Raw genomic sequence first — 23,183 nt, 5'->3', positions numbered from 1 at the left:
CATTTCAAGTGACGGGTGATGGCACCCTACAGTGCCGTGACTCGTCTACTTTCAGGACACAAAAATAAATTGGAGAAAAGAATGAACAAGCCGCTTTCTGGTATACGTGTAATCGATCTAACACATATGTTATCAGGGCCGTATTGCGCTATGTTATTGGCTGATTTAGGTGCAGAAACGATTAAGGTCGAACCTCTACAAGGGGAAGGAACTCGCAAGCTATTAGCCAGCGATCCGAAAAATTCGTTAGATGGAATGGGGGCTTACTACATTACATTAAATCGCAATAAACAAAGTATTTGTATCGATTTGAAAAGTGAAGAAGGCAAACAAGTCTTTTATGAATTAGTGAAAGAGTCAGATGTTGTGGTGAACAACTTTGGCGCTGGCGTTCCTGACCGCCTGGGTATTGATTACAACACACTAAGTAAAATTAATCCTCGCATTATCACTTGTAGCATTACTGGCTTTGGTAGCAGCGGCCCTAAATTTAAACGTCCTGCTTTTGACCAAGTTGCTCAAGCTATGGGTGGCGGTATGTCAATCACTGGCACCGATCAGACAAACCCAGTAAGAGCTGGTATACCCATTGGCGACTTAGGCGGTGGCATGTTTGCGGTAATGGGAATTCAATCAGCCATTATTGAACGGGCAACTAGCGGTAAAGGGCAAGATGTGGATATTTCCATGCTGGATTGCCAAATTTCAATGCTTAATTACATGGCCACCATGCACTTTTTATCTGGTGAGAACCCATACCCAATTGGAAATTCGCATTTTGTTCATGTTCCTTACAATACCTTTCAAACCTCTGATGGTTTCGTGGTTATTGCAGTGATCACTGACAATTTCTGGAAAAACCTAAATGAAGTGGTTAAGTGCCCTGAGTTTGACGACAGCAAATATGACGGACAGCCAGGTCGATGGGCAGACAGAGACTTCATCAATGCAAAATTAAACGAGATTTTAAGTCAAAATACCTCGGCTTATTGGATTGAACAGTTGGAAGCCAAGCGTATTCCTTGTGCGCCAGTGAATAACTTGTCGCAAGCATTAAGCGATGAGCAAGTATTGCATCGCAACATGGTCGTTGAGTTAAAACATCCTGATGGAAAAAGTACTAAAGGGCCGGGTAACCCTATCAAATTCTCACGTACTGATGAGGAGTCTTTTTCGCCTGCCCCTGTTCTTGGTCAAGATACCCAGTCGGTTTTGACAGAGTTGCTACATATGTCTCAAGAACGCATCGATTCACTTGTTCAAAGTGGTGCAATTAAAGGGGCTGGTAATGAGTAATCGAGTCTACATTAACGATGTTGGCCCTCGTGATGGCATTCAAAACCAAGCCAAGGTGCTAACTCCGCAACAACGCTTGCAACTTATACAGGTTCTTACAGATGCGCGCCTAGATGGTGTTGAAGTGGGGGCGTTTGTATCGCCAAAAGCCGTACCAGCTATGGCTGGAACCGATGAAATCTGTCAACAACTGCCAAAAGCAGATTGTCACTTTTCTGCGCTAATTCCCAATATGAAAGGGTTTGAGCTGGCGCAAAAAAATCAGATCAAATTGGCGTCCTTAGTAATGGCTGCATCGAACACCATGAACGAAAAAAATATTCGTATGGATAACCAGCAAACTCTGAGCATGATTGAGCAAGTTATCGAAGCAGGTAAAGGCACTGATGTTGAATTACAGGTTTATTTAGCAACTGCTTGGGAATGTCCTTTTGAAGGCATTATTCCTGTTGAGCAAGTTATCGACTTAGCTGAAAAGTTAATCAATATGGGCGCATCGCGCTTGGTTATTGCTGACACTATAGGTGCAGCGGATCCTCAAGGCGTTGTTGAATTGATGCTGCCACTTATTGAAAAGTTCGGTGAGGACAAAATAGCCTGCCATTTTCATGATACTCGCGCGATGGGCTTAGCTAATGTATACGCCGCTTTAACCGCAGGCGTAAGAAGATTTGACGCTTCAATTGCTGGTTTAGGTGGTTGTCCATTCGCCCCCGGCGCCAGTGGTAATGTGGCAACAGAAGATGTGGTAATGATGTGCGAGCAAATGGGCTATGAGACAGGTATTGATATGCCAACCTTATTAGCTGCTTCAGATCTAGCCGTAGAGTTAACGGAAACCGCCAAAGGCGGTAATGCAAAGACGTGGTTGCGTAAAAAGCATCCTGCATAAAAATAATAATAAAACCTTAAATAAAAATATTTAAAACAAGAATTTGAAAAAGGAAAACGTTATGAGTTATCGATTAGGTGTTGATGTAGGAGGTACTTTTACAGACCTTTTGCTAATCAACGAAAGCAACGGTGAAACTCACACTGCGAAAGTTCCCTCTACACCACATGATTCATCAGTTGGCGTATTAAACGGTATCGCTCGAATTTGTGAAGAATCCGGTATTGATCCTAAACAAATAAACCGTGTTATGCACGGTACTACGGTTGCAACCAATGCCGTTCTTACCGGTAAAGGTGCCAAAGTAGGTCTAGTCACAACCCGCGGATACAAGCAGGTATTGCAAGTTGCTCGATCTTTTTGTCCTGGCGGATTAGGTGGTTGGGTAAGCTTTGTTAAAAAACCATTATTAGCACCGTTAGAGCTGACTATTGAAGCAAATGAACGGATGGATGCTGATGGTTCAACATCTGTTGAGTTGGATGAAAATGCATTACTTGAAGATTTACGTAAACTAAAAGCTACTGGTGAAGTTGAAGCGCTTACCATTTGTTTTATTAACGCATACGTAAATGGTGACCACGAAAAACGCGCTAAAGAAATAGCCGCTACCGTGTTTACTGATGTTCCTATTAGTATTTCCAGTGATATCGTGCCAGAAATGCAAGAATATGAGCGTACAGAAACCACGGTCGTGAACTCTTACGTTAGACCTGAAGTGGCTCGATATGTTGATAATTTGCAAGCTTCATTGCATAAAACCATGGGTGAAGATCTGCATTTATCGATTCTTCGTTCAGATGGTGGATTGGCCTCGGCTAACGCTGCTGCGGATAACCCAGTAAATCTATTGATGAGTGGCCCCGCTGGTGGTGTTTCAGGTGCTATTCACTTTGCCTCTGCAGCAGGTTACGACAACATTCTGACCTTTGATATGGGCGGAACTTCAACGGATGTCGCGCTAATTCAAAACTCCAAAGCTCGAATTAGACGGGAAACACGAGTAGGTGATGTGGTTGTAAGAGCTCCTTCGGTTGATGTGCGTACGGTTGGTGCTGGGGGCGGCTCTTTAGCCTTTGTTCCTGAATTAACCAAAGCATTACGTGTAGGTCCAGAGTCTGCCGGTGCTAAACCAGGCCCTGCTGCTTATATGAAAGGCGGTGTGGAGCCAACAGTGTGTGATGCCAACGTCGTGCTGGGGTATTTGCCTTCTGACGTGCAACTTGGCGGAAAAATGGCAATTGATAAGTCCGCGGCTGTTGCAGCGGTTAAAAAAGTGGCTGATGCAATGGAGATATCTGTTGAAGAAGCCGCTGAAGGTATCATCCGCATTGCCAACGAAGCCATGTTCGGTGCGTTACGTTTAGTTTCGGTCGAGCAAGGTTTTGATCCAAGAGATTTCGCGCTAGTTGGCTTTGGTGGTGCCGGTCCCCTTCATGCTAACGCACTGGGCATTCTAACCGATTCTTGGCCAACCATTATTCCTCCTGGTCCAGGCGTATTATGTGCTTACGGTGATGCCACTACAGTGGTAAAAGATGAAGCGTCAAAAACCTTTGTTACGCTTATTAAAGATACCGATAAGGCGTCATTAACAAAACTATTTGAAGAGTTAACCGATAAAGCCGCATCAACTCTGATTGCTGATGGTATTGGTAAAGACGAGTTAGACGTTACGTTGCAGGCTGATGTGCGCTATACCGGTCAAGCTTTCCAATTATCTATTGAATGTTCAAAAGCTGATTTCGAAGCTCAGGGTTTGAATCTATTAATCGACCGCTTTGACGAAGAACATACTCAATTGTTTACCTTTGCTCTTGATGATGGCCATGAAATTGTAATGGTAAGAGCTATCGTCTCGGCTTCTTCTACGGCGTTGCCTGAAAGTAAGCAGATTACAGGTACTACAGCGCTGGTGGATTGCAAAATCGCCGACACTAAGATTTATCATGATGGTCAATATCATGATGCGGCCATTTATGAACGTGCAAAGATGGGCGTAGGCCTAAAAGTGCCAGGACCTTGCATTGTAGGTGAAATGGATTCGACAACCGTGATTTTGCCTGGTTACGTTGCCACAGTAGATTCAGTTGGTAACTTGTTAATTAACCCTGTTAACACCAAGAATAAGTAGTAGGAGTTTATCATGAATAAAATTATTGAAACCAATAGCGCTCCTCTTAAACGTGTTGAAGCAGATACGGTTACCGTTGATATTATTGAAAATGCATTGAAAAATGCCCGCGAAGAAATGGATGCAGTTTTATTTAGAACGGCAATGAGTCCAGGGATCCGCGAGCAAGGTGATTGCTTCCCTATGATCGCTAATAGAGATGGCAAGATGGTAGTAGGTCAGTTTGGCTCATTTATCCATGGATTTATGGAAGCCTTCACCGGTCAAATGGAAGAAGGAGATGTGTTACTCACCAATGATCCTTACATGTGTAACGCTGCCGTATCTCACTTACCTGATTGGTTAGTACTTGTGCCTATTTTCCGTGAAGGACGCCACATAGCATGGTCTGCCATGTTTGGGCATATGTCCGATAACGGCGGTATGGTACCGGGTTCAATTCCAATTAAAGCCGAATCCATCTTCCAAGAAGGGATACGTATACCACCTACAAAACTGTATAAAAAAGGTGTGTTGCAAACCGATATACTTGAACTTATTTTGCATAATGTGCGTACCCCGCAATGGAACCGATTTGATTTAAACGCGTTAGTAGCTGCCTGTAACACGGCATCAAAACGAGTGATTGAAATTGCCGACCGTTTTGGCGATGACGTGTTTTATTCCACTATGGAAGTGATGTTAGAGCGTAACCATACTGCTATGTCTGCCATCATTAATATGTTGGTACCTGAAGAACCTCGTGTGTTTGAAGATTATTTATGTGATGACGGCGTGGGTAAAGGACCATATAAAATTCGTTGTAAAATGTGGCGTGAAGGTGACAAGGCTATATTTGATTTTGACGGTACTGATCCGCAAGCAAAAAGTTCGATTAACTTCTATCTCAATGAAGATATGTTCAAAATGTTTTTCGGCTCATTCACCATTAACTTAGTGGATCCGCAAATATTGTTCAACGATGGTTTCTACGATCTTGTGGATGTGCGTATTCCTCAAGGTAGCTTGTTGAAACCTAATTATCCGGCAGCATTGTCGGGCAGAACCCATGCATTGGGCAGAATTTTTGATGTCATGGGCGGCTTGTTAGGACAAGGTGCACCTGAAGCGATGAATGCGGCGGGCTTTTCAGATTCTCCCCATTTATTTTATTCTGGTTACGATGATAAAGGCGAGTGGTTCCAACTGTTTCAAATTGGTTTTGGTGGTATTCCTGGACGCCCTGCCGGTGATGGCCCTGACGGTCATTCTTTATGGCCAGGCTTTACCAACGTGCCGAATGAGTTCATTGAAGCGTATTTCCCATTGCGGGTAGAAGCATACGAAACCATACCTGATTCAGGTGGTGTAGGTCTGCATCGCGGTGGTAATGGATTATCAGTGGGTTATCGTTTCCTAAATGATGGCCAAATTGCAATTCATGATGATCGTTGGTTAACCTACCCTTGGGGTGTAAATGGTGGAGCGCCAGGTATGCGCTCGACTAAGTTACTAAATCGCGCTGATGGTACAGAAGAAACTTTGCCAGCAAAATGTGAAGGTATTGAAGTGAAAAAAGGCGATATCCTTTACTTTAATACATGGGGCGGCGGCGGTTGGGGAGACCCACTTCTTCGTGAACCTCAGTTAGTGTTAGATGACATAAAGCGTTCGCTAGTCACTATTGAAGGTGCGTTGGGATATGGCGTTGTAATCGATAACGATCTGACAATTAATGTTCAGGCTACAGCTGATTTACGTACCAAAATGGCCGCAGAGCGTGGCGATGTGAGTCTGTTTGATTTCGGTGGCGATATTGCCGATATTAAAGCTCGTAGTTTGCAAGAAACTAACTTGCCTGCACCACAAACCCCTGAGTTTTAAGCAGACTCAAACTAACCCATAACAGCGAGTTATGGGTTCTCTGAAATTGCCTAAATGTGGTCGGAATACTAACCGACCACATTTATTTTTTTAGATTCCAACTGACGTGAAATTTAACTTTGTATTGTTAACAAAGCTAACAAGCATAACCGCTATTAACCTTCATTTATCGTCCAAAAATCACAGCATAGCTAATATTAAAATGTTCGTAATTCACAGCGGAATTTATGTTGTTATGGGTTTATAATACGGCCTCATTTTTAAGGGTAGTAAATATATTATGTCTTTTTTAGTCAATTTCGTTCGCAATTTTCTGGGCTGTATCATTGCCCTAGTTGACATCATCACTCGACCACGAAAACAAAAGCGCAGCGCGCAAGCTCAGCAACAAGTAGAGCAAGAAATTCAGTCTATGGCTTTGTACCAGTTTTTTGCTTGTCCTTTTTGCATTAAAACCCGCCGAGCATTGCATCGCTTGAATTTGCCTATTGAAACGCGCAATGCCAGCAAAGGGAGTGAATTTCGAACTGAACTTGAACAACAAGGTGGTAAAACCAAAGTGCCATGTTTGCGTATTTCACAAGACGGCAAAGATACTTGGATGTATGAAAGCAACGATATTATTGGTTACTTAGAGCAACGCTTTGGTTCGGTTAGTTAACCTTAACGATTAAGGCTTTCACAAATTGAAAGCCTTGTTCTAACGTATTCCTCGTTCGGTTTCTAAGTAAGTCGCGAAACTCCCTAGCCAGTGACTCCCCATGTAATGCATGTCGTGTATGACTGAGTCGATACCTGATTTTTTATGGGCTTTTGCTGCATTTAGAATAGACGCTCTGCGAGGATCATCAACGTTTAAAGCAGATGCTATACCTTCTAACATCCATGCTCTGCTTAAATTCAAACCATCTAGGTGAGCGAGTTTGCCATCACTTTTATCCACCACTGTGGCTACATCTAACCATTTCGCATTGCCATTGTTGGGGATGATGGGCAAAAACGCCGATAACCATTTTGCATATTGCTCAGTGGGTAACACCCGTCGCATTAAGTCTGCCTCAGCAATGCATGGGGAGAGAAAATCTTGTCCTGATGGTTCATACGCTAGGGGACAATTGACATCATTGATGTATAAACGGGTAATGTTCGCCTTCAATAACTCACTAAACTCATTATTTTTGGCCGTCGCGCTCCAGTCCAACATGAGCCCGAACGCAAATGCAGTTTGGCTATGCTCGCCAACACGGATAGGAAATGAGAGCTTAGGCAACCAATCGCTTACGTTGGCCACTATTTTGTTTTCTAGAGGAGTTAATATATTTAACCAGTGTTTGGCTTTTGGATTATCCCATTCACGCAATTCGGTGGTTAGCTGCAAAAACCAAGCAAGTCCATAGGGGCGCTCAAAACTGGTGCCCGTATCCGCACGATTGAAATACGCCAACTCTGCTGCTAAATTTTGTTGGGTGAAACTTTGATTCAGGCTTGCCATTATACTTTGGTAATGAGTTGAGTCTGGGTATTGGCTAGCAATACGGGTCAGTAACCAGTGCCCATGTACTGAGGAATGCCAATCAAAACAACCATAAAATGCCGGATAAAGTCGCTTGGGTGTCTTTACATCTTCATCATTGGTCATCATATGTTTGATGATATTAGGATATTCTTTATGTACACACTCGAGGGCAAGTTCGGCAAACCGGTCAATAACTTCGGCTTTGCTTGGCTCGATGGTATTTGTACTCGGTGCGCTTACCGCAGCACTGCAATAAATGCCAAACAAAAAATATATCGCTTTGATTTTCATAGGTAATTTTCATTAATTGAAATGGTAGCAGGAAGCTTGAGTCTAACTGCTATGAGTATTCTCTGCAACGGGATAGCGTTGTATTGTTTTTTTGACCTTATTTGCGGAAGTTGCGCCGTCCAACTCTATTTATTCCCTATCTTAGACTACACTTAATGCTGCAAGAAATTGCAAACGCAACTTTAGTCAATGCTGATGTCGGCTTACTTCAAACCAAGGAGGTTTTTTCATTTTCGTAAGTGCGTACTACTTTTTATTCATGGAGCAGAAAAGTTATGATTACAGATGACGTAAATAAATTAGTATCCAACAATATTTTCAATCAAACCGCAATTAAATTAAAACCTAAGCAGTGCAATAAACACAGGATTGTGAATCTGTCAGTCACATCAGATAGTGTTGTCGGCAGAGCCGTTATCGTAACTGATCGGCAAACTCATCATATAGAAGTTGAATGGGGTGATGGACAGACAAGTCGTCTTAACGTAGGTTACGCTAGCCATTTCGAAATCTCTGCATTTGATGGAGATAATGGCTTGCAAGCAGGAACTTACGAGTTTTTTCATAGATATGATGTTACCTATGTGGAACATATGTACGCTGAGGGGCTCTTGGTGCCAGCGCCCACGGACTATGTAGTGGTTGTTAAAACCATTGATTTCAACGGTCTGCTCGATTCCACCGCGGCAGATATAAGAATTGAACCGAGTTATCGACTCAATTATTACCAACTCACTGTAGGTCTTAAAAATAAATGCGACGGCGGTGGGTTTAATGAATTTACCATCAGCCAGTTCGAAGGTGGTGAGCTTTTAAAAGAGTGGGAATGGCATCCGTCCGATGATTTCATCTTCGCGATACCAACCTATCGAGTTCCCGATAGTCAAATAAGCCAAGTGTTTACCGTAACTGAACCTGAAAACCCGCATAGAACAACGACTCCGCAAATTCGCTTTTATTTTGTTGAGTTCGACCGATGGTACAATGATAGAGGAAGTTTGGGTTATCGGAATGGTCTCTCATACTATTTAAGTGGTGAACAGGAAAAAGCTTCAGGTACGTTGGAGGGAGAGATTATTATCGAAGATGAAAATCCACTATGGGACAGCAGTTGCGATTTGATGTTTAAGGTTGATTGGGAAATAAATTTGTTAGTTCCAATGCCGGATAGTCAGCCATTATCATTTTCGCCCAACTGATTATAAAGACTCTGTTCAAAAATGACTTTCATGCCAACTTAATTAGGTTGGCTTTTTACTTGTTTATAGCATCTAATCGAAAGAAAATAATAACCTCAACCTTTACTCTTCTATAATTCCTCTTCTGATAGATTGAAATTACCGAAAACGGCCTCACTTTTAGGACTCGCAAGTAGAATAATTATGGAGTAACCGATGTCGAATTTGGTAGAAAAGTTAAATTGGCGCTATGCAACAAAAAAGATGGACGCGAGCAAAGCGGTCGCCGAAGATAAAGTAGAACGGATTCTTGAAGCTATACGTTTAACGGCTACCTCAAGTGGTCTGCAACCCTATGAAGTCATTGTCGTAAAAAATCAAGATTTGCGTGATCAAATTGTACCCCACGCGTTTAATCAGACACAAATCTCTGACTGTTCTCACCTTTTAGTATTTGCGGCCTGGGACAATTATACCGAAGAGCGCATTAATCATATGTTCGATTTAGTCAATGAAGAACGTGGCATTATCAATGAAGGCTGGGAAAACTACCGTAAAATGATTTTGGCTACTTATCCGCCAAGAGATCCAGAGATCAATTTTCAACACGCAGCTCGCCAAGCATATATCGGTCTTGGTACAGCTTTAGTTGCTGCCGCTGAAGAGGGAGTTGATAGTACTCCTATGGAAGGTTTTGTACCTGAAAAAGTGGATGAAATTTTAGGTTTGACTGAACGCGGATTGCGCTCGGTAGTATTATTGCCTTTGGGTTATCGTGCAGAAGAGGGCGACTGGCTTAAAAACCTGAAGAAAATTCGTCGGCCTAAGCAGGATTTCGTCACTGAAATTGACTAATTACCTTAAACTTTTTTAAGTGCTACAAAGTGCAGAGTTATTTAATAGATAATTCTGCATTTTTTTTGATTATCTGAAAGTCGTTCGCGCAGCGCGAATAGTTTTCACGAAAAAGATAACTGTTGGCGAAAATACGATAGACTTTTTCTCTCTTAAAAGATGATATAACCTCGGGTAAGTTGTTATATCAAGTGCAATTTAAGTTGCACGTCAAACCAATGAAGCCCTTTTAATACTTCACGTAATGAGCAACAAATCAATAATTGCGAATTTCATTTTATTTTTATAGAGGCTTAACATGTTACAAAATACAATAACGTCATGGGGGAGCGTTTCAAAATCATTACATTGGGTAGTGTTGCTGCTAATCATTGTTGAAGTTGCTTCAGGTTTTTTGATGTCAGCAACTTATGGGTTTGCTTTGAAATACCCAGACGTGAATTCTTTTCATGACGTCATCGCACAAATTCATCATACCAATGGTTTTGTTTTATTGTTATTGGTCTTTTTTAGATTAGCTTGGCGGTTGATGGGGGTTGTTCCACAGCTTCCTTCCGGTTTTAGTCGTTTCAAACAGTGCTCAGCAAAACTAACACACGAACTACTTTATGCGCTTTTGTTATTGGTGCCGCTATCTGGATGGGCAGCGCTATCAGTATTAGCGGATTCTGCTGAATACGGCGTAACACATATATGGTTCTTTACAACGGATGGGGTAATTCCTCCTATTCTTCCTATCCAAGACATAAACAGTATGTTCGGTTACTCCTTTTTTGGAAAAACCCACCGATATTTGCTTGTTGCAGGCGGCGTGATTCTGGTCATTCATGTCTTTGCGAGCCTATGGCACCACTTGGTTGAAAAGGAGCAAATCTTACTTCGAATGTGGCCGGGTGGCCGCTGAAATGAAAAGAGTTAGAGTCACTTAATTTTATCGCTTTTAATAGAATAATTGATTCTGGCTGTTTATTGCTTTTTGAGTAAAATAGTGTCTAAGTCTATTGTCAAAAGCCAAGTTCAAATTCTCGCTGAGTTTCAGCCAGAAACCGTCTCGCCTCTTTACATCTAACCGAGTTACCATTCCACCTTATCTCACATGTTTGGCCTGCATTACTGCTACCTGTAGCCACTTTAGATAGGTGCGTATCTCTTAATTTGTCTAACTGCTTACTAAAAAATAAGTGTAAATCTTGGGTAGAACCGACGATAGGTTAAATATCTTCTTTACTGCCTTGAAAGCTCTTTGTTTAAATCCTAAATTTTAAACAAGGATTAGACGATCTTGCTGGAAGATTGAAGGCTTTTAAGTAACAGCTTTAATGTTCCAGCATCTAATTCATTATTGAGTTTATTAACATCCAGATGTAACAAAATCATAAGTTGGGAGTTCGTTTGCGCCCGCTGGTGGAATATAGGTGAGGTAACAATTCGGGCTTCTAAGGGGGATGTTATTATTAGTAATCCCACTGAACCCAACAATTCTTGAAGGGGAAACGAAGAATTGTCCACCGCCAAAGGTGTCACCATAAGCCCATTCATCATTTAACTGAAGTGCGTTAGCAATGCCGGTTGTTCGGTTTGCACTTGGAAATCCATAAACGGTAGAAATATCGTCCACGCCGTCACCGTCAAGATCAACATTGCCCTCGGCGTCGTTAACAACACCTTGGATTATTGCTTTAGCATAAACCAAGTTTACCGCTCCGCTTGCTGTTCCTGCCATACCTTCTAAAACAGCTTTGTTCGCATCCGAACTCAAATTGATAAATTTGGGAGCTGCAACCACTGACAAAATTCCAAGAATTACTATTACAATAATCAACTCTATTAGGGTAAACCCCTTAGCTTTTTCTAATTTCACTACAACTTAACCTTTCCAGTACAACAATGGGGGGTATTTTAACCCACCAAATATTGACCATCTATTATACTTTGGATTATTCACTTTTGTTTTAACTGTGTGCCGTTGCTACTTGGATCAAGTAGGTTGCTAGCATGGTGAGAAGAATTGATCCGTTTCCAATGGACTTGCTTACAAACGAATAAAGGAAAATAGATGAATTTGCTAATTACAGGTGGCAGCGGACTGATAGGTTCAAAGCTCGTAAAACATATCAAGGCTGAAAATCAGCTTACGATATTAACAAGAAATCCCAAGATTGCTGAAGAAAAACTTGGAAGTGGGCTAACGTATATTTCGAGTTTAGAGCACTTGTCTAATTTGAACGACTTCGATGGCGTGATTAACTTAGCTGGCGAACCTATTGTAAATAAACGTTGGAGCTGCGAACAAAAAACGATTTTAGAAAACAGTCGCTGGGAAATGACTAAAAAGTTAGGGTCATTGTGTGTGGCAAGTCAATCTCCTCCTAAATTCTTTATTAGTGGATCAGCCATTGGTTTTTATGGTCGTCAAGACGTACAAATTATTGACGAAAATTTTGATAAACCCAATAAGGAATATAGTCATAGTTTGTGTGCTACTTGGGAGAAACTTGCCTTAGACATTGAAACTGAAGAAACTCGGGTATGTGTGCTGCGAACAGGTATTGTTTTGGCTAGAGATGGCGGCGCTTTAGAAAAAATGCAACTACCATTCAAAGTAGGTTTGGGGGGACCTATTGGCTCTGGGGAGCATTATATGTCGTGGATCCATATTGACGATATGGTAAGGGGCATAGTGCACCTAATTGATAATGCCGGCTGCACAGGAATTTACAATTTTACTGCCCCTGAGCCCGTTACCAACAAACAGTTCTCAAAGGCATTCGCCAGTGCATTGCATCGCCCTTGCATATTATTTACTCCAAAGCTTGCACTAAAACTCGCAATGGGCGAAATGGCTGATTTGTTAATCTACGGGCAACGAGTTGTCCCAATGAGGTTGTTGGAAAGTGATTTTCAATTTAACTTTCCTAATATTGAACAAGCGTTTTCAGATTTGTATGGAGGTTAACTGATACATAATCAGTTTATTGGCTTTTGCAGATAGTTCTTACTAACGCGCAATGCAGCTTTAAATACTAAACGTCTCTGTTGTGACAAGTGATATTTTCGAGCCCATATACCACTTTCTAGCTTAGGGAGATTTCTAGTTTAAATGGCAAGGCTTCACTAATTACGCTGCTGTTTTTTAAAAATACATTACCGTTTGCAGAAACCTCAGCTTCGATAATAGACAAATTATTCCCATGATACATTGTGGCTTCGCAGGTGAAGGCGTCAGCTTTTGATTCAATTATTTTTAATGGTTTGAATTTTGAAAGAAGAGCAAGCTGTTTATTATCATGGATGTAATTTTTAGCCCACATGAAATCGGGAAGTGAAGGGGCGTTTTTGCTAGCAATAATGTAAAAAGAATGGCCTTCTGATTGAATGAAAAAACAAAAAAAACACAAATACTCTAATACATTATCTTGAGTTAAATGAATGGAATGTACGCCGTTACAGTCATGGATAGGCGCGCTTAAGCCGTTCAAAGTATAATAATAGGTATTGCCATTCTCGAGATTAGCCTCTAGAAAATATAGCCACTTATGCGGGTTTTCAAAGAGTGATGAATGGAAGGCAATCAACCTAGCTTTAGGGTAAAAACTTAACGGAGCACTTAAAAAGCGAATTTCATCTTCAGATTTTTTTTCACCTAGAAAATGTCGAAATGTATTGATTAGTTTAGTGGATTCTATGTTGGTTATGGGTTGCCAACTTAAACCTGGGAGCGAAAAAAAAGGCCGCGTGCATTTTAAATCGCTAACGAAAGGTGGACTAAGCATATTAATATTAGCAATTTCAAAATTAATAAATGCATCAATACTCTCTTTTTTATTCGACTTGAGTGAATAACTCTCTTTAAAGTGCGCTAGCGAGATGTGAAATTCGTACACGCGCCAATCAGGTTGTAAAAACACAAATCCCTTGTAGACCTCGGCACTTATTTTACTGGTAAATTTGGCTACACTAGGGAGTTGCTCAATAGCTTTGGTAAACCTTGCATCAACTTGTGCGTCAAATAACTCAGTAATATTAAAATCAAATTGCTTAATTTCGCAGTTGACCTGGTGTTTATTGAGACATGACTGGCAAAGATGGGGACCGCAATTACGACCTGATATTTTCTCAATCAAGATGTTTTTGTGGCAACTCTCACAATTGACTTTCATTCTGCTTTACTGCTATCTATATCACTATTTGTGCTATTGACTAATGTTTGCATTTTAACCAGATAGGATTTGTAGATCTCGTCTAAAGTAATTTGATTTCGTGTTGTTTTGAGGGAGGTTTGCATTCCATTTATATTCTCTCGTAATAGCTCTGAAGCTTGCTTAAGGTTGTATTTATTTTGTTTAATTTGCTCACTCAACTGTTCAACCTGTCTATTTAATAAAAAATGACAATCGAGATCCAATTTGTTTCTAGCACCGAACAGGCTTCCACCGCAGAGCTGACAAAAATTGTAAATACTTTTATTGGGTTGCTGACATTGGTGACATATTTCATATTGAGCATTTATTTGCCGCATAGATTGAGATATTAAGTCGATTACAATGGGAATGACAGTTAGCAATATTATGGCCGGTGTAAACAAGGAATTTTCACTGTTATCAAAGAATTCTAGCGAGACATATTGGTTGTATGCCACTATGCAAGCGAAAGACGTCAAAGTTACGATTTGTGCGATAGCGCGCTTGAACTTTTTAGTTTTTATAGCGGCTAAAAAATACACTATTTGAATTAGCAAAATAAAAGCATAAAATACTCCCTCTAACTGAGCATACAAAATATCTTTAGTGATTGGATTGTTAAAAGCTAGCAAAAAATTGGGTATCAAACTGTTACTGGCAAAGGAAGAATCCCAATACCATTGCGTGATGACACAATATAAGTAGAAAGATAATTGCAAAAATACGGCCCAAATAACTAAAGACCAGAATAAGAAGTGAAATGTTACTGTGAGTATTAAGAAGTATTTGGTACTCGCTAACTGTGACACATAGCGACTACACTTTAGACATATTGGAAAAAACGACGCTACTAGCCATATCACTGTAATTCGTCTAATGTCCACATGAGCGGAAAGCGCAAAGTAGAGTGGTGCAATAAGCACTGCAATATAAACACGCTGATTAAGCATGTATAAAAAGTAAAGTTTTAAATCATATAATGCGTTTTTTTCAGCATTGGAACCGTTTTTTATTAATGTATATTCATAGGAAAAGCGTCTGAATAATAACCATATTTTATTAAAAGCAAAACCTGCAGAGTCACTTAAATACACGATAATAAGAAAGGTGCATAGGCCGAATAAAACGATTAGTAAAAATTGAGGAAAACTTCTGTCGGAATTAGCAAAGCTCATTTCTATGTTGTGGATAATAAACAAAAACAGTAGTAATACTAAAATGCATACGATTAGCGACGATAATGAGTTTAGCTTTGATGATACAAATTTGTTTATTATTCTTACCAACAGCAAAGCAATCGAAAGCCCGAACAGCATTGATATGCCTTGTTGCCATATCCCTTTAGCGTTTAAATAAAGTACAAAATACACTCCGGACAGCATCAGCATTATGTTAAAACTAACACGCCAAAATTGACTGCTTTGGGTTATCGTTGCATGATTAAAGGTACTTTCTTTTAAGTTTTGGTGAGTTGTAAACGTCTTTTCAGTGGTTGTTAAATAATATATATATGCCAATAAACCTGGGATAATTAACAATAAAATCGAATATTCGGTACTGATATTTAGGTGCTTTGCAATAACTGCATAATAGATAACACCTAGCATCAAATAACCAGTGCTCAACATCCAAATGCAAAGGTATTTAATAGCCCCTTTGTTCACTTTTTTGGTCCTCTTGCTTTCATATCTTGTGCGACCGCTGCCTTTCGAACCTGCTTCAACAAGCCTAGGCACTTTATGATTTGTCTGAGACCCGCATGTCGATACCTAATATGCTCTAACTTTTTTTCATCCCCTTCAGTTTCAGTCGACTCTAATGATAAAGGTGATTGGTGAAATGCTTTGACTAAACCTAAAACCATGGTTTTAGAAATATGTAAATAGCTACCGCAACTAGGGCAGTATTTGGCAAGTTTTGGAGCTTTATAACTGCATGCATGGCACGTGCTGTTAACGCGGTAAGGGCCAGCCAAAACATTGATAATAAAATGCACTAAAAATGGTAGAGCAGAGAAGATGAATACTTTCGGTGGTAAAGTCCAAGGAACTAAAGCCGCCACTTTGCTTTGACCTACATAATTATCGTAATACACAGTCAAACTAAAAATACTAACGGTTAGCAAAAACCATAAAAAGCGATATTGCTCTTTGCGTATGAAAATTGCGTACAGCCATACAATAATAGTGGAAGATACTATTGCGTAAATTATACCTTCAATGTAAGCCAGCAAAAAGTCCAACTGAATAGGTTGTCGAACAAAATAAAACCAGTAGTTTGGAAACACACCGTCTTGTAAATTCCAACCGAGGGAATTGAGTAAATTTCCCAATTCAAAGTAGGCTATATAGGCTAATAAGTAGATAACATGAGAAGCAAACGTCACAACGAGCAAGGTTGAGATGACACTTTTAAATAATACAAAGAAAAACTCTTTCGAAAGGGGTTCTAATAACCTAGCTGTTTTAATCAAAAATGGTAAATTTAACGCGATGATAAGAATTACTAGAGTTGATTGGGTATTGAAGGTTAGTAGGCAGTAGAAGTATAGGGGGATAAACAAAAAGTGAATGTTAAACATAGAGTTACTGAACATAAGCAACAAGAAGTGTTGTCCTTTAACAATTTTTTCGTTGCGTTTGTTGCTTCGTAAAATATGCAACACATCGCTATTGTGTTTGATAAAACGGTTAACAAAATACCAAATTCCCGAAAAGCCGATGGTTATGCCTGAAGCTATTAAAAGCAAGCACAAAAAAACGGAGAATATGCCAATTAAAAATTGCCGCGGCTGAATTTGCGATGAGATAGAAAATACAAATTCAAGTATTTCAAGAGATACAAAATAAGCGATTACAACCGCGACTAGGGCCGTCCAAGTAAGCCATTTGTAATTCGCAGAAAGGGATTTGATCAAGGTAATTAAACCGAATGTATACAGACTAAATAACAGCAACGAACAGAGGAAAAACAGTGAACCCTGTAAAAATGAAATCTCAGCTCGGATTGTGATGAATAGAATATAGGTCAGAATAAATGCCTGTATTGCAATTGTGCCAAGGTGATAGCCAATAAGATGAAACATCCCATTATAGGCACCTTTGTTCAACAGCTGTCCTTGATTGATGATGTCATTAACAGTTGAAATATTTCGTATTGAATCGGTTAAATCAATAAAGATGTTGTATATGCAAAATAGTGCGATGCATAAGGCAAAATATGCACTGTGAGTGATGGGGTAAATATATTCAAAAACTAATGGGTAGCTATAAAAACACGTGAGTACATAGGTCAGTGCGACGCAAGTATGAAAGACTAGCGCTATATTCGTGTTTTTGTTGTGTTCATTACTCGATGGCATTTTGCGCAAGTCCGTTTACATTTGAATATAACATGCAATAAAGTTTTTAGAGATTATCTAAAAATTAACATGTTTATAACTGTGCGACAAACATTCAACACAAAGTCAACTTTTTACAATTGGACATACACAATTGGACAGGCATAATTTTTCAAAAGGACTTCAAATAAAGGAAAAAGCGGACAGAAAAATAAATACGAAAAAAATAGACAAAAAAATAAATAAACAGTCATCAACAAAAAATAAAATAAATAGACAGTCAAAATAAATAGACAAATAAATATCAAATAAATAGACAGTCATTACTAGTCATCTACTACACAATTGGACAGGCATAATTTTTCAAAAGGACTTCAAATAAAGGAAAAAGCGGACAGAAAAAACAATACGAAAAAAAAAGAAAAAAATGAAAAAAAATAGACAGACAAAAGACAAATAAATAGACAGTCATTACTAGTCATCTACCGATTTGACGAGATAAATTAACGCTTAGGAGCAATTTAATGGGTACGGAAATTAGAATTTTTGAGAAAAATAGATAAAAACTGGTTTTTACGCTGCTATACCCGATTGAAATTCAGCCGTCGTACCGCATTTCATCTGCGGGGACCTTTAAGCCATAAATTTAGGTTTTTTGAGCTCTTTAAAGCTTCATCCTAACCGTATTTCTGTCGACGTCGGCGTTTATATTTGTTGAGGGTATTGATTTGACCTGCGGCCACACTAAACGATGTTTCAAAGCTTGAGAATAAACATTGCCAGGATTTTTCATCCAAACCAAGTCGTTGTAAAATGGGGGATTCATCAATATCTATTGAGCCACTTTTGTTGGGATGCAGGCTACGTCCTGATAGGTCGACTAATTTTAGATAGTCGATGAGATTAAATGTCAGTCCAGGTGGTTGAGGTTGTGTAGGATTGCCCACAAAAGGCATTAAAGTTGTTGGCTGTTTTCCTTTTTTGAAATCGCGTATGCGTCGTTTAATACTCGTGTGCTCTGAAGTTTCAGGAGTACTGGCTAACTTGGCACGGATAGGATTTAAGTCCACATAAACCATACACGCCGCTACTGCGTGCTCATCTAATAAAGCTTGAGATTTAAAGCGTCCTTCCCAGAAATGGCCAGTGCATTGGTCTTCGTGGTTGGCTTTTCGCGCAATGGGCTCGTTAAGCTCTCGCATAAACCAACTGATATCGGTCAAGCGCTGTCGATAGATGGATAACGTAGCGTGTAAAGTGGTCCGCTGCGCATCGGTGAGCAGCGGCGAATCGGTACTCATGAACTTTTGGGTTAACAATGTTCCCTTGTGGAGTTTATGCCATCTTGAACACACTTGTTTATCAGTCCAGTCATTGGCTTTTTCTACATTCACATGCAATACCACATGGGAATGGTTGCTCATAATCGCAAAGGCACAGACTTCAATAGCAAAGACAGTGGACAAAAACAGTAACCTATCTTCAACCCATTGACGGCGATGCTCGAAACTTTTTCCTGTGAATTTATCTTCCCCGCACAAATATGCTCGGCGTACACAGCGAGAAACGCAGTGGTAGTAGGGGGTATCTGTCAAACAGATTTGACGCTTCCTTGCTAAGGGCATTGTTCTTCCTTATGAACCTTATACCTATAGCTTAGTTGATAGTGTCAAAGTGCTAGTCTAGTTTGTGGCTGTCTAAAAGGTCGTCTAAAAGGTCGTAATTTTTGCAGCTGGAGAAATTCAAGTGATGCACAGCAAGGAGCCGGAGCTCCTTTAATCGAGCATTTAACCCATTGCTGGTTGCATATCTCGGTTGCGCATTTGCATATAGCTTAATGCCCACATAATAAATCCGCCAAAGAAAAGCATTGCTGAGGCGTAGCCAACTTCATTAAAGCTGGCGCCTGACGCTAACATTGCGCCACCCACCATAGGTCCAATTGCATTGGCAGTGTTAAAAGCACATTGCACCAGCGCACCTATCATTGCATGACCTTTCGGCGAGACGTCGAGTAACATCGACTGGATTACCGCGGCCAAGCCGACACTTGCGCCCAACAAAAATACGGTAATATATAACCACCAAATATTACTCGCTGCAAACACGTACATTAGGGAAATGCCAACACTGCAAAGCAATGCTATACCTGTGGTACTGATCGGAGCATGATCAGCCAATTTACTGATCAGCAAATTACCAATTGTCGTTCCTACACCAAACATCATCATCGCAATAGAAATGGTAATTAAAGGAGTTTGTGTGACGTTCATAATGGTATCCGCTAAATAAGTATAAATGCAGAATACACCACCGAAACCAACAAAAATAATACCGGAAATTGACCACACTAACTTATTTTTCAGAACGGCAAACTCTTCGCGTAATTTGCTTGGTTCTGTCACCGGACAGCTCGGTACTAACCAATAAATTAACACCAACGTAATTAACGCCAATACAGCAACAATCGCCATACAGACTCGCCAGCTCATCGACTGACCAATTAAGGTTGCCATAGGGACACCCACAATGGTCGCAATGGTCAGGCCGGCAAACACTTTTGCCATGTAACTTGCGCGTTTACCCTTCGGTGCCATGCTCGCGGCTATCAGCAATGCGGTACCAAAATAAGCTCCATGGGGTAGGCCAGAGAGCACTCGATAAACTATAAGCTCAGTTAGGCTCGATGCAACTGCACTAAAACCATTGCCAAGCAGAACCATAGCCACAAAAATAATCAGGGAAGTGCGACGATTCGTTCTATTGGTTAACAACATAAATAATGGTGCTCCAATTACCACACCAATTGCATACGCACTAATCACATTTCCAGCTTGTGAAGGCGAAACATTATACGAGTCGGCGATTAACGGGAGCATCGACATCGACGAAAACTCGGTCAGCCCTAATACAAACGAGCCAAGTGCCATTATCAGAATGGGCCAAACCGTTGCATCCTGATTAGATTGTGGAGCAGACATACATTACCTTTTTAGACTTAAGTGACTAAGATCACAAAACGAAATACAAAACCCTTCCTCGTTTATCGTAAAAATAATCGAGGTACCCAGGCCAGCTTAATTATTGTAGGGATATTAGAACCAATATAAGACTGATTTTGCTAACCGCAACAGTACTTAGAATTGATGAGATTTTTATTCTTTGATGACGATATTATACGCTAAGAAATATAGGTAATTCTATGCTCTAGCCCGCTTATTTATTAGGTTTTTATGAACTAGATAAAAGCGTAAATCCTAGTGTACGATTTATTAATTTAATTCACGCTGCGTTTACAATGACTTGTACTGTTTTAACAAATTCGCACACTGAACAAAGTCAAAACAAATTGGGCGCAAACACAAAATACGAATTTTGATTTTTGATATTCGGTTCAATTCTTAAAAGTAAAAGCTGGTTACTAAGAGAACCAATTAATAATAATGGTCTTATTCAAACAGCTTTTACCTTAAGCTCGTCTAAAGCGACAAAGTGCTAGTCAATTTAATGGCTGTCATGTAAATTGTAGGTTATAAATTTGATCTATTTAGCCCCTTTACATCGTTAATAATCGACAAACTAACTCAGTTAATTAAATTAGAATTGCCGACGTTAAATAGGCGTAACTATTAATAATTCAAAAATATTAGTGTTGTTTGTTAGCGTTATGCTCATGCTTAACTAAAATTGCAGTTATTGACACGCTTTGTGTTAATAGAAGGGATATATGAAACATTACATTCGCTTGGTTTTAATTGGCATCTTTACTGTTGTTATATCAGCATATTCTCAAGCGCAAGTCATTGAGCGTTCAGAACAAGAAACTCTGATATACCTTTCCGATTTGGGTGATGACAAGCAGACGTCACCTATGGACACTATTCAAACTCTTGACCCCATAATATCCCAAAGCAAACAAAGAGGTTGGCGCAAGGTTTATCTTGAAGCGATAACATTAAAAATTGAAAAACTGGTAAATCTAGAGAGAATTTCGGAAGCTCAGGAGCAATTGGGTGAAGTTATTCCAGTTGCTCAAGAATTTGATAATGCAGTTATTCTAGTGCGCTTGGCGATAGCCGAGTTAAACGTTCTCGAAAGGCAGGGCTACTCAGAGGAACTAAACAATAAATATCGTTTTTTACTTACTCAAGCGGAAACAATTCAAAACGAGGACCTTATTGGACAAATTTATTTAGCCGCGGGAAGAATGAAAAGTCGAGTAGGTGATTATACTGAAGCCTTGGTTTCGTTGCGAAAAGCCTACAATATTGCAGAAAAATTAAATGATCTTAGTTTTCTTGATGAGGTCTCAGGTGAATTAGGGACGGCGAACGTTCGACTGGAGAATTTTGAAGAAGGCATTGCCTATTATTTAAAATCACTTGAAATTAGTATTGAAAAAAATACGAGATTTGACCAATCAGTTATTTTGTACAATCTTGGAAAAGCCTACTTATTGAATGAGAACTTTTCTAAATCAAAAGAGATGTATGAAAAATCAATTATAATCAATAAAGAATTAAAAGATGATATCGGCCTAATGTGGTCAAAAAGAGGTCTTGCAGACCTTGCGATTAAGCAACATCATTGGTCTGAAGCGATAGAGTTGTATAATCAAACCGGCCCCTTTTTCGCAGCATTAGACGATAAAATGTCTGAATTTTGGTCTTACAATGGACTGACCGAAGCCTACATTGCGATTGAAGACATAGCTAAAGCGCAGACAAGTTTAGCGTCAAGTAAACGTCTCTTAAAGTTTTTTCCGACCTCAGATAATACCATCAGGTATCAGCAACTACTTGCAAATTTAGAAGCGTTAAAGGGAAATTATAAAACCGCCTTCGAGCTGACAAAAGACAATATTGAAATAATTAAAAAAGATCATTTTCAAAAGAAAAAGCAAGAAGTCGAAAGACAGAGAATTCAACTGGACTCCGAATTGAAAGAAACCGAAAACCGACTTCTTACAGAGAAAAACGAACGTCAAGAATACAAAATTGAACAACAAAACAAACAGCAAAAGCTATGGTATTTGGTGATTTTCATAATTGCCATCTCACTAATTATCGTCACGTATACTCTTTACAAACAAGTACAACTTAGAGATAGCTTTAAGACGATGGCGCTTAGAGATCATTTAACCCGCTGTCCAAACAGACGCGCTATTTTAGAGTATGCCAACAGTTGTTTCAGCGAGCCTGTATCAGAAGGGAAATCGCTAATCATAGCCCTAATCGATTTGGATAACTTCAAAAAATTTAATGATACATATGGCCATGATGTTGGTGATAATGTGCTAATCGCCTTTTCTAAAGCATGCAAAATGTCTATGCGTGATGATGTTAAATATGGCAAGTATGGACGTTATGGTGGTGAAGAATGGCTGATCGTTTTGCCTAATTGCACCAAACCAGTGGCTAAGAATATTTTTGCGCGTATCAAACATAATTTTTCCAGTGCAGAGATTGATGGAGTACCTAAAGAGCAGAATGTTACATTCAGTGTTGGGGTGCAACAGCTTGATAAAGGGAAACATAAAAACGTGGCAAGTATGATTTCTGCAGCCGATAACAAACTTTACACAGCAAAAGAACATGGAAAAGATAAGATCGTATTTTAATCAGTACATCAATCGCG

At 39.8% G+C, this 23,183-nt stretch carries 17 protein-coding genes; 10 read left to right on the top strand and 7 right to left on the bottom strand.

Translation table 11 applies throughout. The features are described 5' to 3' along the window. Nucleotides 1–81: 81 nt before the first annotated feature. The 5 genes from VUI23_RS15165 (at nt 82) to VUI23_RS15145 (ending at nt 6,846) form a co-directional block, all read left to right on the top strand. Nucleotides 82–1,296 carry a CoA transferase gene (locus tag VUI23_RS15165; protein WP_216046369.1) on the top strand — a complete coding sequence of 405 codons (1,215 nt, stop codon included), beginning with the start codon at nt 82–84 and terminating at the stop codon, nt 1,294–1,296. Continuing rightward, nucleotides 1,289–2,188, top strand: coding sequence for a hydroxymethylglutaryl-CoA lyase (locus VUI23_RS15160; RefSeq protein ID WP_216046370.1), 900 nt, complete (start codon nt 1,289–1,291; stop codon nt 2,186–2,188). Before VUI23_RS15165 ends, VUI23_RS15160 begins: the two co-directional genes overlap by 8 nt. 61 nt (nt 2,189–2,249) lie before the next feature. After that, a complete protein-coding gene (locus VUI23_RS15155) occupies nt 2,250–4,322 on the top strand; it encodes a hydantoinase/oxoprolinase family protein (protein ID WP_342804880.1) in 2,073 nt (690 codons plus the stop codon). Nucleotides 4,323–4,334: 12 nt separating this feature from the next. Continuing rightward, nucleotides 4,335–6,185, top strand: coding sequence for a hydantoinase B/oxoprolinase family protein (locus VUI23_RS15150; protein WP_342804879.1), 1,851 nt, complete (start codon nt 4,335–4,337; stop codon nt 6,183–6,185). Between the two features lie 280 nt (nt 6,186–6,465). Further along, nucleotides 6,466–6,846, top strand: a complete 381-nt coding sequence (locus VUI23_RS15145; protein WP_342804878.1) for a glutathione S-transferase N-terminal domain-containing protein — start codon at nt 6,466–6,468, stop codon at nt 6,844–6,846. 39 nt (nt 6,847–6,885) lie between these two features. Here the strand turns inward: VUI23_RS15145 and VUI23_RS15140 are convergent, their stop codons facing one another. Next, nucleotides 6,886–7,992 carry a DUF2891 domain-containing protein gene (locus tag VUI23_RS15140; RefSeq protein WP_342804877.1) on the bottom strand — a complete coding sequence of 369 codons (1,107 nt, stop codon included), beginning with the start codon at nt 7,990–7,992 and terminating at the stop codon, nt 6,886–6,888. A gap of 275 nt (nt 7,993–8,267) precedes the next feature. Between VUI23_RS15140 and VUI23_RS15135 the strand changes: the two genes are divergently transcribed. From VUI23_RS15135 to VUI23_RS15125, 3 genes are all read left to right on the top strand, one after another. Beyond that, nucleotides 8,268–9,191: a hypothetical protein gene (locus VUI23_RS15135; RefSeq protein WP_303502118.1), complete on the top strand. Its 924-nt coding sequence runs from the start codon at nt 8,268–8,270 to the stop codon at nt 9,189–9,191. Nucleotides 9,192–9,386: 195 nt separating this feature from the next. Next, on the top strand, nt 9,387–10,025 hold the full coding sequence (locus VUI23_RS15130; RefSeq protein ID WP_216046376.1) for an NAD(P)H-dependent oxidoreductase: 639 nt from the start codon (nt 9,387–9,389) through the stop codon (nt 10,023–10,025). 298 nt (nt 10,026–10,323) lie between these two features. Continuing rightward, nucleotides 10,324–10,929: a cytochrome b/b6 domain-containing protein gene (locus VUI23_RS15125; RefSeq protein ID WP_342804876.1), complete on the top strand. Its 606-nt coding sequence runs from the start codon at nt 10,324–10,326 to the stop codon at nt 10,927–10,929. A gap of 447 nt (nt 10,930–11,376) precedes the next feature. Here the strand turns inward: VUI23_RS15125 and VUI23_RS15120 are convergent, their stop codons facing one another. Further along, nucleotides 11,377–11,886, bottom strand: coding sequence for a prepilin-type N-terminal cleavage/methylation domain-containing protein (locus tag VUI23_RS15120; RefSeq protein ID WP_216046378.1), 510 nt, complete (start codon nt 11,884–11,886; stop codon nt 11,377–11,379). 195 nt (nt 11,887–12,081) lie between these two features. Here VUI23_RS15120 and VUI23_RS15115 point away from each other — a divergent pair, with 195 nt between their 5' ends. Beyond that, nucleotides 12,082–12,981, top strand: a complete 900-nt coding sequence (locus VUI23_RS15115) for a TIGR01777 family oxidoreductase (protein ID WP_342804875.1) — start codon at nt 12,082–12,084, stop codon at nt 12,979–12,981. Between the two features lie 118 nt (nt 12,982–13,099). On the opposite strand, the gene VUI23_RS15110 is transcribed toward VUI23_RS15115, so the two are convergent. The 5 genes from VUI23_RS15110 to VUI23_RS15090 form a co-directional block, all read right to left on the bottom strand. Beyond that, nucleotides 13,100–14,185: a hypothetical protein gene (locus tag VUI23_RS15110; RefSeq protein WP_342804874.1), complete on the bottom strand. Its 1,086-nt coding sequence runs from the start codon at nt 14,183–14,185 to the stop codon at nt 13,100–13,102. Then, nucleotides 14,182–15,870 (bottom strand): zinc ribbon domain-containing protein, encoded by a 1,689-nt coding sequence (locus VUI23_RS15105; protein ID WP_342804873.1) that lies wholly within the window; start codon nt 15,868–15,870, stop codon nt 14,182–14,184. Before VUI23_RS15105 ends, VUI23_RS15110 begins: the two co-directional genes overlap by 4 nt. After that, complete coding sequence (locus VUI23_RS15100) at nt 15,867–17,567, bottom strand: hypothetical protein (protein ID WP_342804872.1); 1,701 nt, start codon at nt 17,565–17,567, stop codon at nt 15,867–15,869. The genes VUI23_RS15105 and VUI23_RS15100 overlap by 4 nt, the downstream gene beginning before the upstream one ends. A gap of 656 nt (nt 17,568–18,223) precedes the next feature. Further along, nucleotides 18,224–19,171: a transposase gene (locus tag VUI23_RS15095; RefSeq protein ID WP_342804871.1), complete on the bottom strand. Its 948-nt coding sequence runs from the start codon at nt 19,169–19,171 to the stop codon at nt 18,224–18,226. Between the two features lie 162 nt (nt 19,172–19,333). After that, entirely contained in the window at nt 19,334–20,527 is a 1,194-nt protein-coding gene (locus VUI23_RS15090; RefSeq protein WP_342804870.1) for an MFS transporter, read from the bottom strand. Between the two features lie 746 nt (nt 20,528–21,273). Here VUI23_RS15090 and VUI23_RS15085 point away from each other — a divergent pair. After that, nucleotides 21,274–23,166 carry a tetratricopeptide repeat-containing diguanylate cyclase gene (locus VUI23_RS15085; protein WP_342804869.1) on the top strand — a complete coding sequence of 631 codons (1,893 nt, stop codon included), beginning with the start codon at nt 21,274–21,276 and terminating at the stop codon, nt 23,164–23,166. Nucleotides 23,167–23,183: the final 17 nt, after the last annotated feature.

This window comes from Alteromonas sp. M12 (genome assembly GCF_037478005.1).
Classification (GTDB): Bacteria; Pseudomonadota; Gammaproteobacteria; order Enterobacterales; family Alteromonadaceae; genus Aliiglaciecola; species Aliiglaciecola lipolytica_A.
Note: the sequence above shows the minus strand (reverse complement) of the source record. Positions and strands in the feature narration are given on the sequence as shown.

What these genes read in the sequence shown, in the direction of transcription:
- VUI23_RS15090 (WP_342804870.1), bottom strand. Translation starts at nt 20,527, where the DNA reads ATGTCTGCTCCACAATCTAATCAGGATGCAACGGTTTGGCCCATTCTG.
- VUI23_RS15110 (WP_342804874.1), bottom strand. Translation starts at nt 14,185, where the DNA reads ATGAAAGTCAATTGTGAGAGTTGCCACAAAAACATCTTGATTGAGAAA.
- VUI23_RS15150 (WP_342804879.1), top strand. Translation starts at nt 4,335, where the DNA reads ATGAATAAAATTATTGAAACCAATAGCGCTCCTCTTAAACGTGTTGAA.
- VUI23_RS15160 (WP_216046370.1), top strand. Translation starts at nt 1,289, where the DNA reads ATGAGTAATCGAGTCTACATTAACGATGTTGGCCCTCGTGATGGCATT.
- VUI23_RS15095 (WP_342804871.1), bottom strand. Translation starts at nt 19,171, where the DNA reads ATGCCCTTAGCAAGGAAGCGTCAAATCTGTTTGACAGATACCCCCTAC.
- VUI23_RS15165 (WP_216046369.1), top strand. Translation starts at nt 82, where the DNA reads ATGAACAAGCCGCTTTCTGGTATACGTGTAATCGATCTAACACATATG.
- VUI23_RS15145 (WP_342804878.1), top strand. Translation starts at nt 6,466, where the DNA reads ATGTCTTTTTTAGTCAATTTCGTTCGCAATTTTCTGGGCTGTATCATT.
- VUI23_RS15155 (WP_342804880.1), top strand. Translation starts at nt 2,250, where the DNA reads ATGAGTTATCGATTAGGTGTTGATGTAGGAGGTACTTTTACAGACCTT.
- VUI23_RS15140 (WP_342804877.1), bottom strand. Translation starts at nt 7,992, where the DNA reads ATGAAAATCAAAGCGATATATTTTTTGTTTGGCATTTATTGCAGTGCT.
- VUI23_RS15130 (WP_216046376.1), top strand. Translation starts at nt 9,387, where the DNA reads ATGTCGAATTTGGTAGAAAAGTTAAATTGGCGCTATGCAACAAAAAAG.
- VUI23_RS15085 (WP_342804869.1), top strand. Translation starts at nt 21,274, where the DNA reads ATGAAACATTACATTCGCTTGGTTTTAATTGGCATCTTTACTGTTGTT.
- VUI23_RS15125 (WP_342804876.1), top strand. Translation starts at nt 10,324, where the DNA reads ATGTTACAAAATACAATAACGTCATGGGGGAGCGTTTCAAAATCATTA.
- VUI23_RS15115 (WP_342804875.1), top strand. Translation starts at nt 12,082, where the DNA reads ATGAATTTGCTAATTACAGGTGGCAGCGGACTGATAGGTTCAAAGCTC.
- VUI23_RS15100 (WP_342804872.1), bottom strand. Translation starts at nt 17,567, where the DNA reads ATGCCATCGAGTAATGAACACAACAAAAACACGAATATAGCGCTAGTC.
- VUI23_RS15135 (WP_303502118.1), top strand. Translation starts at nt 8,268, where the DNA reads ATGATTACAGATGACGTAAATAAATTAGTATCCAACAATATTTTCAAT.